The organism is Photobacterium marinum (assembly GCF_000331515.1).
GTDB classification, from domain to species: Bacteria; Pseudomonadota; Gammaproteobacteria; order Enterobacterales; family Vibrionaceae; genus Photobacterium; species Photobacterium marinum.
The window spans coordinates 126,040-143,620 of record NZ_AMZO01000001.1 but is presented as its reverse complement, the minus strand read 5'-3'; the positions used below and the strand labels follow the sequence as shown (position 1 = coordinate 143,620).

At 43.6% G+C, this 17,581-nt stretch carries 14 protein-coding genes; 10 read left to right on the top strand and 4 right to left on the bottom strand.

Annotation, left to right across the window (positions count from 1 at the left end; translation table 11 throughout):
* Nucleotides 1–29: 29 nt before the first annotated feature.
* Entirely contained in the window at nt 30–1,829 is a 1,800-nt protein-coding gene (locus C942_RS00635; RefSeq protein WP_036798168.1) for a carboxylesterase family protein, read from the bottom strand.
* A 680-nt stretch (nt 1,830–2,509) separates the two neighbouring features.
* Here C942_RS00635 and C942_RS00630 point away from each other — a divergent pair.
* The 6 genes from C942_RS00630 (at nt 2,510) to C942_RS24250 (ending at nt 8,663) form a co-directional block, all read left to right on the top strand.
* Entirely contained in the window at nt 2,510–3,805 is a 1,296-nt protein-coding gene (locus C942_RS00630) for an outer membrane protein transport protein (RefSeq protein ID WP_007461292.1), read from the top strand.
* 236 nt (nt 3,806–4,041) lie between these two features.
* Nucleotides 4,042–4,404 (top strand): hypothetical protein, encoded by a 363-nt coding sequence (locus tag C942_RS00625; RefSeq protein ID WP_007461291.1) that lies wholly within the window; start codon nt 4,042–4,044, stop codon nt 4,402–4,404.
* A 9-nt stretch (nt 4,405–4,413) separates the two neighbouring features.
* Nucleotides 4,414–6,528, top strand: a complete 2,115-nt coding sequence (locus C942_RS00620) for a T6SS phospholipase effector Tle1-like catalytic domain-containing protein (protein ID WP_007461288.1) — start codon at nt 4,414–4,416, stop codon at nt 6,526–6,528.
* Nucleotides 6,525–7,211, top strand: coding sequence for a DUF2931 family protein (locus C942_RS00615; RefSeq protein ID WP_007461286.1), 687 nt, complete (start codon nt 6,525–6,527; stop codon nt 7,209–7,211). Before C942_RS00620 ends, C942_RS00615 begins: the two co-directional genes overlap by 4 nt.
* 45 nt (nt 7,212–7,256) lie before the next feature.
* Nucleotides 7,257–7,937 (top strand): DUF2931 family protein, encoded by a 681-nt coding sequence (locus tag C942_RS00610; RefSeq protein WP_007461284.1) that lies wholly within the window; start codon nt 7,257–7,259, stop codon nt 7,935–7,937.
* A 45-nt stretch (nt 7,938–7,982) separates the two neighbouring features.
* Nucleotides 7,983–8,663: a DUF2931 family protein gene (locus tag C942_RS24250; RefSeq protein ID WP_007461282.1), complete on the top strand. Its 681-nt coding sequence runs from the start codon at nt 7,983–7,985 to the stop codon at nt 8,661–8,663.
* A gap of 425 nt (nt 8,664–9,088) precedes the next feature.
* Here the strand turns inward: C942_RS24250 and C942_RS00600 are convergent, their stop codons facing one another.
* On the bottom strand, nt 9,089–10,012 hold the full coding sequence (locus C942_RS00600; protein ID WP_007461279.1) for a LysR family transcriptional regulator: 924 nt from the start codon (nt 10,010–10,012) through the stop codon (nt 9,089–9,091).
* Between the two features lie 171 nt (nt 10,013–10,183).
* On the opposite strand from C942_RS00600, the gene C942_RS00595 reads away from it, so the two are divergent.
* Both C942_RS00595 and C942_RS00590 read left to right on the top strand, forming a co-directional pair.
* Nucleotides 10,184–10,492 (top strand): monooxygenase, encoded by a 309-nt coding sequence (locus tag C942_RS00595; protein WP_007461277.1) that lies wholly within the window; start codon nt 10,184–10,186, stop codon nt 10,490–10,492.
* 34 nt (nt 10,493–10,526) lie between these two features.
* Nucleotides 10,527–10,907, top strand: coding sequence for a hypothetical protein (locus C942_RS00590; protein WP_007461275.1), 381 nt, complete (start codon nt 10,527–10,529; stop codon nt 10,905–10,907).
* A gap of 103 nt (nt 10,908–11,010) precedes the next feature.
* Here C942_RS00590 and ppsA read toward each other — a convergent pair whose 3' ends face one another.
* A complete protein-coding gene (gene ppsA, locus C942_RS00585) occupies nt 11,011–13,383 on the bottom strand; it encodes a phosphoenolpyruvate synthase (protein WP_007461273.1) in 2,373 nt (790 codons plus the stop codon).
* Nucleotides 13,384–13,603: 220 nt separating this feature from the next.
* Here ppsA and ppsR point away from each other — a divergent pair, with 220 nt between their 5' ends.
* Both ppsR and C942_RS00575 read left to right on the top strand, forming a co-directional pair.
* The gene (gene ppsR, locus C942_RS00580; protein WP_007461271.1) at nt 13,604–14,437 is read left to right on the top strand and encodes a posphoenolpyruvate synthetase regulatory kinase/phosphorylase PpsR; all 834 of its coding nucleotides are present in this window, start codon (nt 13,604–13,606) and stop codon (nt 14,435–14,437) included.
* Between the two features lie 386 nt (nt 14,438–14,823).
* The gene (locus tag C942_RS00575; RefSeq protein WP_007461270.1) at nt 14,824–15,501 is read left to right on the top strand and encodes a hypothetical protein; all 678 of its coding nucleotides are present in this window, start codon (nt 14,824–14,826) and stop codon (nt 15,499–15,501) included.
* Between the two features lie 319 nt (nt 15,502–15,820).
* On the opposite strand, the gene fruA is transcribed toward C942_RS00575, so the two are convergent.
* Nucleotides 15,821–17,560: a PTS fructose transporter subunit IIBC gene (gene fruA, locus C942_RS00570; protein WP_007461268.1), complete on the bottom strand. Its 1,740-nt coding sequence runs from the start codon at nt 17,558–17,560 to the stop codon at nt 15,821–15,823.
* Nucleotides 17,561–17,581: the final 21 nt, after the last annotated feature.

The following is a 17,581-nucleotide window of genomic DNA, read 5'->3' as shown; positions in this document are numbered from 1 at the left end:
TTTGATAGGAAACTAAGTCGGAACCAGGGTTATAACAGCAAGTCTTTTACAAGCTCACAGCGCCCGCCATTCATGGCTTTATCCCAGTCATTTATAGTGCTGAATCCACGCCCGTCAATCATTACAGCGTTATCTAACCCAGGCAGCATTTCTTTATTTTCAAATGTTTGAGGATCAAACCACTTCCGAGACATTAAACTCATCAGTTCGCGATCACTCTTCGTCGGATAGATCTTTTGTGAAACGTAATCAACAGGCTTATTAAAGACAAACGGTAGTTCCGCGGCATGACAAGCTTTGGAGGTTCCGTCTTTATTCATGCAGCTTAACGACGTCAATGGCGACACACTCATCGGCCAGAAATTAAAACCGGGATCATAATTGAAATGATACATTGCCGTCAGGTTTGAGCCGTTCGGGTTATCAATCTGATTTTGTATCACCTTTCTGGCTGCGCAAGTAAACAGCATATCATTGGCAAGCATTCGGAATTTAGCCACGTTGTTGCCCGAACCTTCAAGTGTGCTGTCATCTTCAGGGGCATAACTGTCCATTCCAAGCAACTTATTAGCCTTAAGCACCCCATTGAAACCATAGAAAGCACGAACAGACAAATCGTACATATTATTGTTTCTGGCAATTTCAGGTATTGCCGGATGATCAATAATGTAATTGCCATCTTTGTCCTCGATGTTTACAAAGAGCAGAGCTTCAAGCATAGAGGTAAAAATATTCGCTTCATCAGTGTTAAAGCCAATTACAGTTGGAACAATAAACTGAGTATCAACCGGCTGGTCAGTTAAATGATAGCCCTCAACAACTACCTGTCCCCATATGTTTTTCTTTTGTTCAATATAGGGAGCAAACGGCAGCATGCCTGATGTTGCAGGTGCCGACCTCAACAACGAATCAACAAGCACCAACCCAGATTTGGCATAACCTTGCACCTTTTTCAGCTGTTCCAAATCAAGCTCTTCAAGAGATTTACCACCGAACTCCGGCGTTTCTTCAACATATTGCCTCAGTGTCTTTTGCAACTTTTCTGCCGAGTCATAATTCTTGTACGCGATACCATAAGGGTTACTCTGCATAATGGCCCGCTGATAATATTTACCCGCAACGTTTTCCTCTTTGTTCGCGGTTTCTTGCTGAAGAATACCAATCGACATCGCCCCGGCACTTTCACCAAAAACCGTCACATTTTCAGGGTCACCACCAAAATCAGCAATGTACTGATGAACCCATTCAAGCGCTCGCTTCTGATCACCGATTCCATAATTACCGCCTTTTAGATCATCAGTCCACAAACTACCCAACAGACCTACACGGTAGTTTACGGAGACAGAAATAAACGGATTACCGCTTTCAGCCCCTTGGGCAACAATTGTATCCCCGTGGTTAACCAGCGACGAACCCGAACCACTTTCAAATGATCCGCCATGAATAAAAACATAAACAGGTAAGTCGCCCCCAATATCTACGCCTTTGGGGCGCCAGATATTCAGATACAAACAATCCTCTGACTGAACTTCTTCAGTATTATTTAGCTGTGGACATATCGCTCCAAACTGTGTGGCGTCTAGATTCCCGTCAAGAGGCTTCAGTGTGCTATGTACAAACCGCTTGCTGCTGCCATATTGAATGCCTTTAAAGGATTCGACTTTTCCACCACTTTCAACCAGACCAGTCACTGTCGCACCATTATTAGCGTTTACAGTAACGAATTTCAGTTCACTTATTTTTCCATCACTTGTGCTTGTATCTTCGCCACAACCAATCAGAAAAAATGAAATTACGAGCCCAATGGCTTTTATTTTTATATTTTTCATTGCTAATAATTAAATCCATTTTATGTAGAAGGCAAATAGAATAATCAACCTAACTTTCCAATTAGTTTAATTATCTACCCATTGGTAAGAATCGATTAAAACAAAGGAAGTATATTAAAAGCCGAAGAAAAATAAACTCAATTCAATCTGGTCGGACGTTTTGGAAAAGAGCTAACAATGAAACAGACTTATTAAAAGCATTTACAACCAACATCCCTTAAAGACAAAAATAAGAAAATAGAATATTTCGCAATAAACATCCGCAAGAAAACCAATAATTAAAAATGTAGTCAACGTCACTATATTCAACATTTCAAAATGAGTAAAAGCATAGATACATAACAAGAACCAATGCAAACCAAACACACCAAAAACCAAACATATCACACACTTAATAACCACAACCAAATATCACAGTTAAGCCCCCAGAACTTAGAGAGTACAATCTAAAAATCCAATAGTGTTATCAACAACTCATCACTTAAGTACAAAAAATAATTTCAACCATTGAAGAAATAAATTTAATTAACCAATTAAAAACACATTTAAAAAACTCGACTTCACACAAAACTCTAGCCATCTGGTCCGATTTGTTCAATTTAATTAAAACCCTAGACTCAACTCGGATAAACACCAACTAAATACATTTATATATAATCCTAATAAATAAGTTGATAACTATGTTCAAGAAGCGTCTGTTATACACTGCTGTTATTTCAGCCATTATATTTCCATCAGTCTCTACTCAAGCCGCAGGTTTTCAATTAAACAGCCAGTCAGCTACAGGTCTTGGTCGTGCTTTCGCAGGCGATGCAGTTATTGCCGATAATGCTTCAGTAGCAGCTCGTAATCCGGCAGCCATGGCTCTTTTCAAAGAAAACAGCCTTTCTCTTGGCTTTAATGTCATTTCAACTGACGTCAGTATTAAAGAAGGAACCTATAATCAACCACGGGTACTCACCAACGGTAGTGAAATACTTGCAATAGAAACCAACCAGTTTGATATTTCAGGCACCGATGATATCGGCGGTTCATCTTTTGTCCCTAACCTTCATGTGATCGTGCCACTGAATGAGCAATGGGCATGGGGTATTTCAGCTTACTCAAACTTCGGTACAGAAACTGAGTTTGAAGATGATTTCCCAGCCTCCATCTTTGGTGGCAAAACCAGTGTAAAAAGCATGAACTTAGGTACCAGCCTTTCATACCGACTAAACCAGAACCTCAGCTTTGGTGCTGGTATCGACCTTATATACGGTGTTGGTAATCTGAAACGAGATTTTGACAGTGAAGCCTGTATGACAATAGGTGGAAAACCCGCTTTATGTCGTGACATTCAAATGAATGTTATTGATGTCGATGCATCGGGATTTGCTCTGGGCTGGAACACAGGCATCGTCTATGAAGTCAATGAGAATCACCGCTTTGGACTCAGTTACCGCTACAGCCCGACTGTAGAAGCAAAAGGTGATGTCAAAGCAGGTACCAACGAGGCAGACTCAATGGATCTCCCTCTTCCTGATATGGCTGAATTTTCCGGTTATCACCGCCTGACAAACCAGTTTGCTGTTCACTACAGTCTGCAATGGGTTGAATGGAGTGCCTTTGATACATTGCACATAGCCGGACTCGACAAAGAATATCAATGGAAAGATGCCGGCCATATTTCTGTCGGGGGAACTTATTATCTGAACAATGACTGGACCCTTCGCGCAGGCTATATGTATGACATCTCAGCCACAGACGAGTTGAAGTCTATTTCAATCCCCGATTCAAACCGCCACTGGTTCTCTACCGGATTCACCTATCATCTCAACAAAAAAGAAAATATCGATTTTGGCTTCACTTACCTGATGGGTGAAAGCGTTACCTTTGATGAACAACTTAACGAGAGCCTGCCCGTACCTTCAATTACAGGAGCCACGACAAGAGCTGATGCCATTCTTGTTGGCCTTCAATACAGCCGTACTTTCTAATCCATCACTGGATGTTCCTAAATAAAGAGGTTTACCTCTTACTCTTGTTTGCCGCCCACTCCACCGGGCGGCTTTTTTGAACTGGTTCCAAATTAGTAACCTAGATAACTGAATAACGAAAACAACCATCCAAAACAGGTCCCAATTAATAAAGTTTAAAACCAACTATCAATCCGACTTTCATAAACTAACGGCACCTCCTTACCAGCAATCATTCATACACAGGAAAACTATCGGTGCTGTTTGATAACCCTATTGACGAAGCTAAGTTCATGCGAACTCGGATCATAGATGCTACTGGTCGTTGTTTTATCATTGTTCCCTCATACAAAGCGATCAACGGCGACAGGCTGAGTGCACTGATTCAATACCAAAATAGCAAATACTGGGCGAAATACCTGTTGCGCAGTCACTGCGACATGTGGGGCTATAATTTCGATTTCCTGACCTTATACCATCAACTGTGTCCTTCACCGTTAATGAGACACAAATCGTTGAACGAGATGATTGATGAAATAGGAAAAAAGATTTCCTGTGGAGAGTTTCTTGTTTATCAGGTGGACTGTTTTATTCCGCCGGCACCAGTCGAGAATGCATAAACAATCCCAATGGCGAGCAAAGACCCACTACCGGTTCCACACAAGCATAAAGAGAAAGCAAAGACATTCGAAAAAGGCGGAAGAACAGCAGAATCGAGAAAAACTGATTTCGCAGAAAATAACGCCACCCAAGCAAATAAAGCATCTTCTAACAGTGCTTCCGGCATTACAGCAGGAAGCGTTGATACGGATAATTGGGTGGAAATCATCATCCGTGACGAATTCAATGAACCATTCGCAAATGTAAAAGGTAACCTGATTGATTCAAGTGATACAAAACACCCCATAGCACTCAATAAAAACCCAATTTTTGTTTCCGGAACCTCTCCCGGTACAGTCAGACTGGAACTTGAGCCAACTTCATGGCTGAAAGAAGCGCAAAAATCTGAACATAAACCAAACCTAGGAGAAGATCCTGTACGATGGTTCGCTCGTTCTTACACAGGCCATCAGTCATCCTCACCAGACTATCTGACGGTTACAGCAGGTGATTTAACGGCGCCAACAGAAGACATTACGCTACCGCCAAGGCATGTAGCTAAGCAAGCCGATAACTTACACATGGAAACAGGAAGAAGTTATGTCCTGAGGGTGAAAGGGTTTAATTACAAAACATTAAGACTGGGCGTATTTTTTGATGGGACAGGCAACAATAACGAAAACCACCAGCAAGGCTTAGCTGAGCTTCAACAATGGCTGAAAGAAACCTGCGATGATCCGGCAGAGGCTGCCGATGAATTTGAAAATTGCCGTCTAGGTACCACCCCGGTGGAAGGAAGCTATGCCAATGACATGACAAATATTGGCAAATTGAGCAAAATGTATGGCCCTCCTATAACATCAGATCGTCATATCTTTCCTGCGTACATTGATGGTATAGGCACTGTCAGCGGCAACAACGATAGTCTTATGGGGAGCGCTGTCAGTTTGGGTGACACATCAGTAAAAGCTCGTGTAGTTCAAGCATGTCAACTAGACATTAAAGAATATTACCGTGAACAAATTTCCTCTAATGACATGACTGATATCGACGGCTACTCAAAAATCGAATTCGACGTCTTTGGTTTCAGCCGAGGAGCGGCAGCAGCCAGACATTTTGTCAATACAATAGACCAAAATAATAATCATGGCTTAATAGAGTCATTAACTAATATCAATGGATTACACCTCAAAGCTGGTTTCAATTGGTCAGACCGTAAAGACAGCCGGGTTACTTTCGTTGGTATCTTCGACACAGTTGAATCAGCATGGCAAGATACAATGCTTGGCCTCTCACCGGATTGCGCCGAACGTGTTGTACACCTGACCGCTGCGGATGAATACAGGAAAAATTTCCCGCTAACACGAATTACAAATGATGTTAACGGTTCTCAAATCGCCAGTAACTTCACCGAAGTGGTTCTTCCTGGTGCTCACTCAGATGTCGGAGGCGGTTACTACAGCAGGCACACCTTAGGCTATGGCATCAATCCCGATCCAGCATTAACCGAATATCTTCGTTTACGATATTTTGTCAGCATTGAAAATAATCTAACCCAACACTTCACTAAAAGTCAGGCATATAAAAAAGCGATACAGTATGCCCAACATAAACAAAAATTAGGCTGGGCAGATAGAATCGTCACTTTTACAGATCCAAACCGAGTATTAAATGATGGTGAAATTGGATTAAGAGTCCGAACCTTTAGGCGAAATCATCGGCAAAGCAAAAAATCAGTTCATGTTGACGTATTAATGTATCGAGTTGTAGAAGGAGAACTGTCACGAATTCCTCTACATATGATGGTTAAAGCTGGTCAAGCAGAAGGGGTTCCTTTCCATGAATGGAAAACAGGCAACAAAATACTTACAACTAAAACAAATCGAACGAATATCCCTATTGACCTTTCCAAGCTAGAAATAACGTGGTTAAAAACAGCCTGCATTAAGGGGGGTGTAAAAGAACAATACAAAGAACTCCCAACCGATGTATATCGTACATTACGGCGCTATTATTGCCATCATAGCTCACATGAAAATGGAGCCTTAGATAAGTTAGTCAACCAAGCCAATTATAGTTTTTGGGATAGTGGTGAAATCGCCAACCGGGAATTATTACCCAACACTCCGGGACAGACATCATGACAAAGAATAAAATCATCTTTTTCTTCTTCGCATTCATACTTACAGCCTGTGCAAAGGCACAACATGAAACTTGGGGGTATGGCTTTACCGCTGCAGCTGACGAGGTGTTCAATACCGAAATTCGGTTCGTTCTACCAGACAATAAAACCGAACTACGCCCACTTAGCGTCGGAATATCAGGGGCTTTTCTTCCTCAAGAAATACTTAATGGTTATTTTGCTTTTCGCGGATTCAGTGGCCCCAAACAATCTACCCCATATCCGATAAGAGCCTATGTCGAATGGGTCTCCTTTGTTGATAAAAAACGCTATGGGATTTGGCTCAACTTTCCAACCAACCTCGATTTTTTAACAGATGAAAATTCTTATATTTCTGGATGTGGTAAAGGTTGGCAGATGAGAAGAATTCTAAACTTTGGTGTCGCACCGGGGGGCTATATTGAAACCTATGTCGGTACCGGTTGTGAAGCTGACCGGGTAATTTTGCATCGCAACATTGCTTCCGAAGTTCAGACTGAATATGACAAGACGGTGCCATTAGCAAGTCAATTCAAAAATAGATTCAAAGCGTTTGACGAAAAAAATCAGGCTTTCATCAAAAAGCATTCCATCCCCTATTGGCGTTTTCAACTTGGTCAACCGCCTATCGCGACAAGCCGCAGAAACAACAATCAATCACAGTAGATTTTGCACATTAGTCCTGATAAAACCAATGCAGGAATATACATCATGATAAAAAATAGAATCATCACTTTCTTCTTCGCGTTCATGCTTGCTGCCTGTGCATATGCACAACATGAACCTTGGGGGTATGGCTTTACCGCCGCAGCAGACGAGGTGTTCAATACCGAAATCCGGTTCGTTCTACCAGACAATAAAACCGAACTACGCCCACTTAGCGTCGGAATATCAGGGGCTTTTCTTACTCAAGAAATACTTAATGGTTATTTTGCTTTTCGCGGATTCAGTGGCCCCAAACAATCTGCTCCATATCCGATAAGAGCCTATGTTGAATGGGTCTCCTTTGTTGATAAAAAACGCTATGGGATTTGGCTCAACTTTCCAACCAACCTCGATTTTTTAACAGATGAAGATTCTTATATTTCTGGATGTGGTAAAGGTTGGCAAATGAGAAGAATTCTAAACTTTGGTGTCGCACCCGGGGGCTATATTGAAACCTATATCGGTACCGGCTGTGAAGCTGACCGGGTAATTTTGAATCGCAACATTGCTTCCGAAGTTCAAACCGAATATGACAAGACGGTACCATTAGTAGACCAATATGGAATCAATGAATTCCATGAAAAACACAAAGAGTTCTTTATTAAGTACACCATTCCCTATTGGCGTTTTCAACTTGAACAACCGCCTATCGCGACAAGCCGTAGAAACAACAATCAATCACAGTAGATTTTGCACATTGGTCCTGATAAAACCAATGCAGGAATATACATCATGATAAAAAATAGAATCATCACTTTCTTCTTCGCGTTCATACTTGCTGCCTGTGCATATGCACAACATGAACCTTGGGGGTATGGCTTTACCGCCGCAGCAGACGAGGTGTTCAATACCGAAATCCGGTTCGTTCTACCAGACAATAAAACCGAACTACGCCCACTTAGCGTCGGAATATCAGGGGCTTTTCTCCCCAATGAAATAATCAACGGACAATTTTCTTATTATGGCTCAGGTGGAGCTAGGCAAACATTAAAACATCCAATTAAAGCCTATGTTGAATGGGTTTCCTTTGTTGATAAAAAACGCTATGGCATATGGCTTAATTTACCTGTAAACCTTGGCGATTTGATGGATAAAGACTCTTATATCACCCAATGTGGAAACGGCTGGCAAATAGACCGAAGTTTAGTTTTTGGTGTCGCACCCGGGGGGTATATTGAAACCTATGTCGGTACCGGCTGTGAAGCTGACCGGGTAATTTTGCATCGCAATATTGCTTCCGAAGTTCAAACCGAATATGACAAGACGGTGCCATTAGCAAGTCAATTCAAAAATAGATTTAAAGCGTTTGACGAAAGAAACCAAGCTTTCATCAAAAAGTATTCCATCCCCTATTGGCGTTTTCAACTTGATCAACCGCCTATCGCAACAAATTCAGGAAAAATCACAAACTAGCCGTTTTCTGACCATTAGGTGATAGCTCACCACAACTCAGATAAACGCCTAATAGATAACGTAAATGCCCGTAACCGAACAAAAAACAGACAAATCAAACGTATAAAAGTGTGTCAACTATTAACTAGTTGATAAAAAACATGAACCAGCTTCAAAAAATGTTAAAAGGAAAAAGCTTATTAAGAGCGGTATTTATTCACTATTAGTATAATAACTCTACGATAACTCAATAGATATAATGTATGAAAATCAGTGACCTCAACCAACGATGTGTAGAGTTTGAGCTAAACCAATCGAAAGATATAATCCAGGGATTACTGGATGGTGAAGACATAAATCCAGAGTTATTAAAGTTTATCTTAAAGAAAATGGAATCCTTGCTCGCTCAAGTGGAAGACTGATCAGCCTGAGAAGCATTTTGAAAATCAGCTCATGTTATTTTCAACAGAAGATTCTGTCATTCGCCTGCCCGCTTCAGATATCAATAACTCATAAAGCTTCCTTGCCGCAGGCCCGGTCTTTGGTCCCTTGGGTAATGTGATATGAACAGGGACCTGATAACGGTTAGCACCTTCAATAGAGAGCCGGACAAGATTATTGCTGTGCATCGCATCCAGCATATGTTCCGGCAGACGACAGAAACCCAGCCCGGCCCTGACCGCCCTCCATGCATGGTCAAAATTATCGACAGTTAATCGCTGCTGGGATTTCAGCCAACCGGCATTCGCTTCATCGTCGGTGACCTGTGAGCCTAAATCACGAATCACAATTTGAGTCTCTGTGATCAAGTCCGCCAAACACAAATTGTCTTTACCAGCTAATGGATGATGCTCTGCAACCACAGGAACCATAGTCACAACACCGAAAGCCTCTGCCGGATAGTTGGTGATGGGAAAATTAATAATTGCGATATCAGATTTTTCCGATAACACAGCATCAGTAGTACCAGAAAGAGACGTCTCGACAACCTGGACCGACGTGCTTTTATTCTCGCTAAAAAATTCAGCTAACGGACCATACACCCACTCGCGACAACATAAATGGTCTACCGATACGGTAATTTCTGATTCAATACCTTTTGATAACTGCGCACTCAACACTTCCAACTCCTGAGCCTGTTCCAGCATCGAACTGGCTCTGCGAAGCAACGACTTGCCGTCATCGGTCAGTACAGCTCTGCGTCCTTTTACCTCAACTAACGACACATCCAGCTGTTCTTCCAACTTCTTAATGGCATATATCAGTGTGGTATGGCTTTTGTTCAGCCGCGTTGCCGCTGCCTGAATACTCCCGGAGCGATCAACTTCTTGCAGTGTAAGCCACTGATCCAGTGTTGTTCTCAGTCTCATTGGTCTATTTTTTCCACATTAAATCAATAAATATTGAACTTTTATGTTCATTTTTTACAGATATGATTATTACACATACCGCAGACGAGGAACCAGTCAGAAAACATTCCTTTGCAGCTTATGACGGTTTCAGGTTAGCGGGTATACAACCTCAAAAGTGGAGTAATCAAAATGCGTAAATTATTACAGGTCGATTTTACCTACCAGGGTCCATTTGGTTCAGAAATGGCATCACAGCTGAAAGAGTTGGCAGAGTCTATTAACCATGAGCCCGGAATGATTTGGAAGATCTGGACCGAAAGTGCAAAAGACCAATTGGGTGGCGGTATCTATCTTTTTGAAAGTGAAGAAACTGCGCAGGCTTATCTGAAAATGCACAGCGAGCGTTTACAAAAAATGGGCATCACCGATATCCGTGGCATCGTATTTGATTTTAATGAAAGCCTGTCTTTGATTAATAAAGGCCCGGTTAACAAGTAACAGCATCCAAACAGTATTTACCAGGAACAACGATATGCAGAACAGAACTTTTTTAGTCGTCCACGGTGCAATCTACAGCGTGTTTGCCATAGCACTGTTTTTTATTCCAAGTCTGATGTGGCCAATGTACGGCGTACAGGTTAATGATCAATACGCTTATTTCCTGTCCCAGCATAACAGCATCTTCCTTGGAGGTATTGCGGCACTAAGCTTTCTGTTCCGCGATATCGAGAAAGGTGAGCTTTCAGCCAAGTTGTTTCAGGGTTTGATGATCACCAATATCCTTGGCTTGATTATCACTCTGTATGCTTGCTTCAAAGGTATTTTTGTTGGCTTCGGTTGGAGTGACCCAGCGTTTTTTGCCCTACTTACTGCTCTGAGCTTCATTCAGTACAAAAAGCAGCTTCAGAAATAACCATCTGAACAGCAAACAAAAAGCCCGCAACTGAAATCAGTGCGGGCTTTGCTTATATTTCTTTAAACTCAATCAGCGATAGTATAGCCAGTATTGAACAGCATTAATCACTGCCTTTTGAGCCCAAATGCAACCAAGTTTCAACTACAGTGTCGGGGTTCAGAGATACAGAATCAATGCCCTGCTCCATCAGCCAGTCTGCAAGATCTTCATGATCTGAAGGTCCCTGACCACAAATGCCGACATACTTACCTGCCTTATTGGCAGCCTTAATTGCCATCGACAGCATCGCCTTAACCGCCGGGTTACGCTCATCAAACATGTGGGCGATATCACCGGAGTCACGGTCAAGCCCCAGAGTCAGCTGAGTCATATCGTTCGAACCGATTGAGAATCCATCGAAATACTTGAGGAATTCATCTGCCAATACTGCATTGGATGGCAGCTCACACATCATGATGACTTTCAGGCCATTCTCCCCACGACGAAGGTCGAACTTAGCCAGCAAGTCGATAACTGACGCCGCTTCACTGACGGTACGAACAAACGGGATCATGATTTCGACATTCTTCAGGCCCATACGCTCACGAACACGTTTAATTGCTTCACACTCGAGGGCGAAACAGTCCTGGAACTGAGGCGAGATATAACGGGATGCACCACGGAAACCAAGCATCGGGTTTTCTTCTGTCGGCTCGAAATGAACGCCGCCAATCAGATTACGGTATTCATTTGACTTAAAGTCTGACATACGAACGATGACACGCTTTGGCCAGAAAGCTGAAGCCAGCGTTGAAATCCCTTCAGTCAGTTTCTGAATGTAGAATTCCACTGGATCGTTATAGCCAATGATACGGGCATCAATTTCCGCTTTCAGCTCATCAGACTGCTCGCTGTAGTTCAGCAACGCCTTAGGGTGAATACCTATCATCTTGTTGATGATGAATTCCAGTCGGGCCAGACCCACACCTTCATTCGGAATGCAGGCAAAATCGAAAGCACGGTCCGGGTTACCCACGTTCATCATAACTTTCAACGGTAGAGTCGGTAGATCATTGACTGCTGAACGACGAACTTCAAAATCAAGTTCACCTTCATAGATATATCCGGTTTCGCCCTGAGCACAGGATACGGTTACTTGCTGGCCATCTTTCAACAACTCAGTGGCATGAGCACAACCGACTACCGCAGGAATACCCAGCTCACGGGCAATAATCGCAGCATGACAGGTACGGCCACCACGATTGGTAACAATCGCTGCCGCTTTCTTCATAACAGGTTCCCAATCCGGGTCTGTCATATCAGCCACCAGCACATCACCCGGCTGAACCTGATCCATCTGGCTCAAATCTGTCACAACTCGAACCACGCCGGTACCGATACGCTGGCCGATTGCACGACCTTCAATCAATGCCTTTCCTGCACCGCTCAAGTGGAAACGCTCCATCACCTGAGCATCATCGCGAGAGCGGACTGTTTCCGGACGTGCCTGAACAATGAATAGTTCGCCAGTGAAACCATCTTTGGCCCATTCGATATCCATCGGACGGCCATAGTGTTTTTCGATGATCATCGCCTGCTTCGCCAGCGATTCAGTTTCTTCATCAGTCAAAGAGAACTGTTTGCGCTCTTCGGCTGTGGTATCAAGCACTTCTACCTGAGTACCCAGTTCCTTACCGTCGGCATACACCATCTTAATCAGCTTCGAACCAATGGTACGACGAACCACAGCCGGGTTTCCGGCTTCAAGCATTGGCTTGTGTACATAGAATTCATCCGGGTTCACAGCCCCCTGAACTACCATCTCACCAAGGCCCCAGGATGAAGTGATAAATACCACCTGATCAAAGCCGGATTCAGTGTCCAGGGTGAACATAACCCCTGAAGCTGCCTTGTCTGAACGAACCATGCGCTGAACACCAGCAGACAGAGCAACCCCTCGGTGATCAAAGCCCTGATGAACTCGATAGGAAATCGCACGGTCGTTAAACAGAGAAGCAAAGACATGCTTCACAGCTTCAATAACCGCGTCGATACCGCGTACGTTAAGGAAAGTTTCCTGCTGGCCTGCAAACGAGGCGTCAGGTAAGTCTTCCGCAGTTGCAGACGAGCGAACTGCTACAGAAAGCATTTCATCGCCTTCACCCAGTTGGCTATAGCATTCCCGGATATCCTTTTCCAGTTCGGCTGGAAGCGGCGCTTCATAAACCCAATTTCGGATAGTTTCTCCGGCCTGCTGCAATGCATTCACATCATCGACATCCAGTTCATCAAGCAGATCATGGATTCGATCATTCAGGCTGTTTGCTTCAAGAAACTGATTGAATGCATGGGCCGTTGTCGCATAACCATTAGGTACCTTTACGCCGGCATTAGCCAGGTTAGAAACCATTTCGCCCAGTGACGCATTCTTTCCTCCGACTTTATCAACATCGTTCATTGACAAGCCATCATACCAAACAACGTTCTGTTGCACGGCAATTCTCCTTTATTGGATTCAACAGTTTATGTGGACAACCTCTCAACGGAAACGATTGCGCTAGCAGTTAAAAAAAAGCTGAGCCACAATACGATTTCGCTAAGCATTCCTTCATTACCTTGGGGGATGTAATAAAAGCATAGATGCCCTGTAAGGTTATTGTTATATCTATTAATGAGCTCTACGTTACAGGTATTTTTGAAGGATTCAACTTTTTATGCAGCGCAAATCCAATTTTCGTGATGTGTTTTACGTTTCTGATGGTACAGCTATTACATCGGAGACACTCGGTCATGCCGTCCTCGCACAATTTCCGGTTGAAATCCGGCAACATACCCGACCATTTATCGAATCGGTTGAGCGGGCTTTAAGTGTGCAGAAACAAATCAACCACACCTATGAACAAACCGGCGTGAAACCACTGGTTTTCTATTCCATCGTGCTTCCGGAAGTCAAAGAAATCATTGAGCAAAGCCAGGCAAACCTCTATGACGTACTCAATGCTCTTGTCGAACCGCTTAAGCAGGATCTGCAACTGGAGCCAATGCCTAAACTGCAGCGTTCACACAGTATTGAACGGGATGCGGCGAGTTATAACGACCGTATCGCCGCTATTGAATATACCCTCGCCCACGATGACGGTATTTCACTGAACAATCTCGAACAGGCCGATGTTATCCTGCTTGGTGTTTCACGTTGTGGTAAAACGCCAACCAGTCTGTATTTAGCGATGCAGTTTGGTATCCGAGCTGTCAACTACCCGTTCATCGCTGAAGATATGCAAAGCCTGAAACTACCTCAGGCAATCGAACCTTATCGTTATAAAACCTACGGTTTGACCATAGATACCGAGCGCCTGGTCGAGATCCGTAACGGCCGTTATGCCAACAGTGACTATTCAAGTCAGCGGCAATGTGAAAATGAAGTCCATAGAGTTGAGGCAATGTTCCGTCGAGAGGCCATTCCTTATCTGAACACCACCTCACTTTCTGTCGAGGAAATATCAACCAGGTTACTTGATATCAGCGGCCTCAGGCGGCGTATGTGTTGATACCGCTCTTATCGTAAAACATATTAATGTTTCAAAATTAACCAAGCATATAGGGCTCACTTTCAATTAAGTGAGCCTTATTTTTGAATTCAATTCGGCACTTAAATTTTCTTCTCTCCTATCAAGTTAACACAGACAAATTCACACTTATGATATTGCTAGTCTCTGATGTTGAGCTGTGAATCAAATAGGATAAATCCCCCCTACAATAACTGTTCCATTCTTCGTATCCGTTTAATTTCTCATTCTTGAGAGGTGTTTTTGTACTTATAAACCAGCTATTTACAAAACACTCAATTTTATCCCTGAGATTCATCAAAAAATCACTACTTCTTGCAATATGCTTACTTTGAGCTTCATAAATAATTACAAACAAGGTTCGTCACATGATTAGGTCAGCGCTAACAATTTTGTTTTCTCTTTGTGTTGCATCATGCGGTGGAGGAAGTTCATCTTCTGATACGGGTACAAGCTCATCACAACAGGAGCCATCTGCCCGTCAGGTTGACATCGACTTTATCAATACGGCTGGGAAGTCAATTGATTACTTTGTTTCTGATGCTAATGGCAACGAACTTTTATATGAACAAAGTAATAAGGCAACTTCTTGCTACAATACAGAAATTAATAAGAAATCCTTTAGCTGGGATACACCGACGCCATTAAATCTAAACATCGGCGCTCGTGATACCAATACTCAGACTGAAACTAGCAATATTGCACAGTTGATGCTCAATAACACAGAAAAAGCATGGGCAATTAGCTGGATGGATGATAATGAACTGATGCTTTCAACCGCTACCCAGCAATCTTCCGATTTACCGAATCATTATCGCATACGGGTATTCAGCCATCAGGACACCAGGGTGCAGATCATTTCAAGCGTGATCTCATCTAATGAAGTAAAAAAAGGTCAGCTTAGTCCATATATGACATTGGAAAATTGTAGCGGGGAACTTTATTTTGGCGCTGAGGCGATCAGCCTATGTGACTTAGACGCAGGGAAGTCGTACTTACTGATTACCAACGGGGAAGACCTATTGGTAGCAGCAGAAGAAAAATAACAATATAAAAATAACTTGGGATAAAACTATAAATAAAAGACTAGTTGCGCTATTTCAGTGGAAACACTGCTTCAAATCGCAAGGAATGCCTACAACTAATAACAGATGCGATTGCAAAAATATAAGCTCTTGTTGCGCTTAAGTACCCTGTACGGGCGATGGGGATGAGCTAAGTCAGCACTCAGACTGGCAACAATCGTAACGAATCCGTAGGCAGCGGTGGCAAAAGCCCCGGCATTATTTAATGCCGGGGCTTTCTTTTTTATCAGAAGCTAATTAATCAAAAACTTCATCGCTTCCCTGTTACGGCTCACCATTACTATTTGGCTGTCGCTGTAACCAGTTGCTCTTGATCCGCTTTTTTCAGGAAGGCGTACGTCAAACCAGTAACCAACGTACCGGCAGCAATGGCAACCAGGTACATCAGTACAGGCGTAATGGCATTCGGAATGAACAGTACAAACAGACCACCGTGAGGTGCCATCAGCTTCGCACCGAACAACATTGAAAGCGCACCAGTCAGAGCACCACCCGCCATACAACTTGGGATAACTCGCATTGGATCACGTGCCGCAAACGGAATTGCACCTTCGGAGATAAAGCACAAACCAAGCACAAATGATGCCTTGCCTGCTTCATTTTCACTTTCAGTGAACTTACGCTTGGCAAGAAATGTCGCCAGTCCCATACCCAGCGCAGGAACCATCCCCGCCGCCATTACAGCAGCCATTGGCGCATAAGTCTGAGATGCCAGCAAACCAACACCAAAGGTATATGCCGCTTTGTTTACCGGACCACCCAGGTCGAAACACATCATGCTACCCAGAATCACACCCAGTAATACTGCATTGGCTGACCCCATGTTATTCAGGAACTCTGTCAGACCTGTCATTGCCGCAGATACCGGACCACCAACCACATAAATCATGATAAGGCCGGTGATCAGGCTAGATGCCAGAGGAATAATCAGAATTGGCTTCAGCGCTTCCATGGACTGAGGTAACTTTACATTATCAGCAACCATTTTGGCACTGTAACCAGCCAGGAAGCCCGCCACGATACCACCAAGGAAACCTGCACCGGTTGAACTCGCCAGCATGCCACCGATCAGACCCGGAGCCAAACCAGGACGATCTGCAATCGAGAATGCAATAAAACCAGCCAGAACAGGCACCATCAAGGCAAATGCCGAACCACCACCGATAGACATCAGCGCCGCAGCCAGTGTGCCCTCTTCTTTAAAGGCTTCGATACCGAAGACAAAAGACAGAGCAATTGCCAGACCACCCGCCACAACAAGTGGCAGCATGTGAGATACACCCGTCATCAGGTGCTTGTATGCACCAGTCTTTTCTTTCTTCTGATCTTCAGCACTAGAAGACGCACCTCCCTGATACTGATAAACCGTTGCTGTTGCAAACGCTTTCTCCAGTTCCTGGCTTGTTTTCTTCAATGCCAAACCGGTGCTGGTTTTATACAGTTTCTTACCGTCAAAGCGAGATAAATCCACTTCAATATCAGCAGCAATCACAACCAGATCTGCCGCAGCGATTTCCTCTGCTGTCAGCTGGTTTTTCGCCCCTACAGATCCGCGGGTTTCAACCTTGATTTCATGTCCCTGACGCTTGCCTTCATCTTCCAGCGCTTCAGCAGCCATGAAAGTGTGAGCTACGCCGGTAGGACAGGCAGTAATAGCTACAATTTTCTTGGTGCCGGTAGCAGTTACAGAAGTGACTTCTTTAACTTCGCTCAACAGAGTCGCTTCAACAACCGCCTTTTCCAGAAATGCTTTCGGATCAGTCAGGCATGCATCAATCGACGACTGATAAACCATCTTTCCTTTAAAACGGCTGGTGTCGACGTCAGTGTTTGCCGCAATAACGATGTAATCAGCATCGTTGATCTGAGCCGATGTCAGTGCCTTAACCGGCATTACCGTTGACTGGCACTCGATGTCTGCCGTCCATTTCAATTCCGCTGCGGCTTTTTCCATTAAGCCGGCAGCAATAACACTATTTGCAATACCGCTAGGGCAAGCTGTTACAACTGCGATTTTCATCTTGATACCCTCTGATCCGAG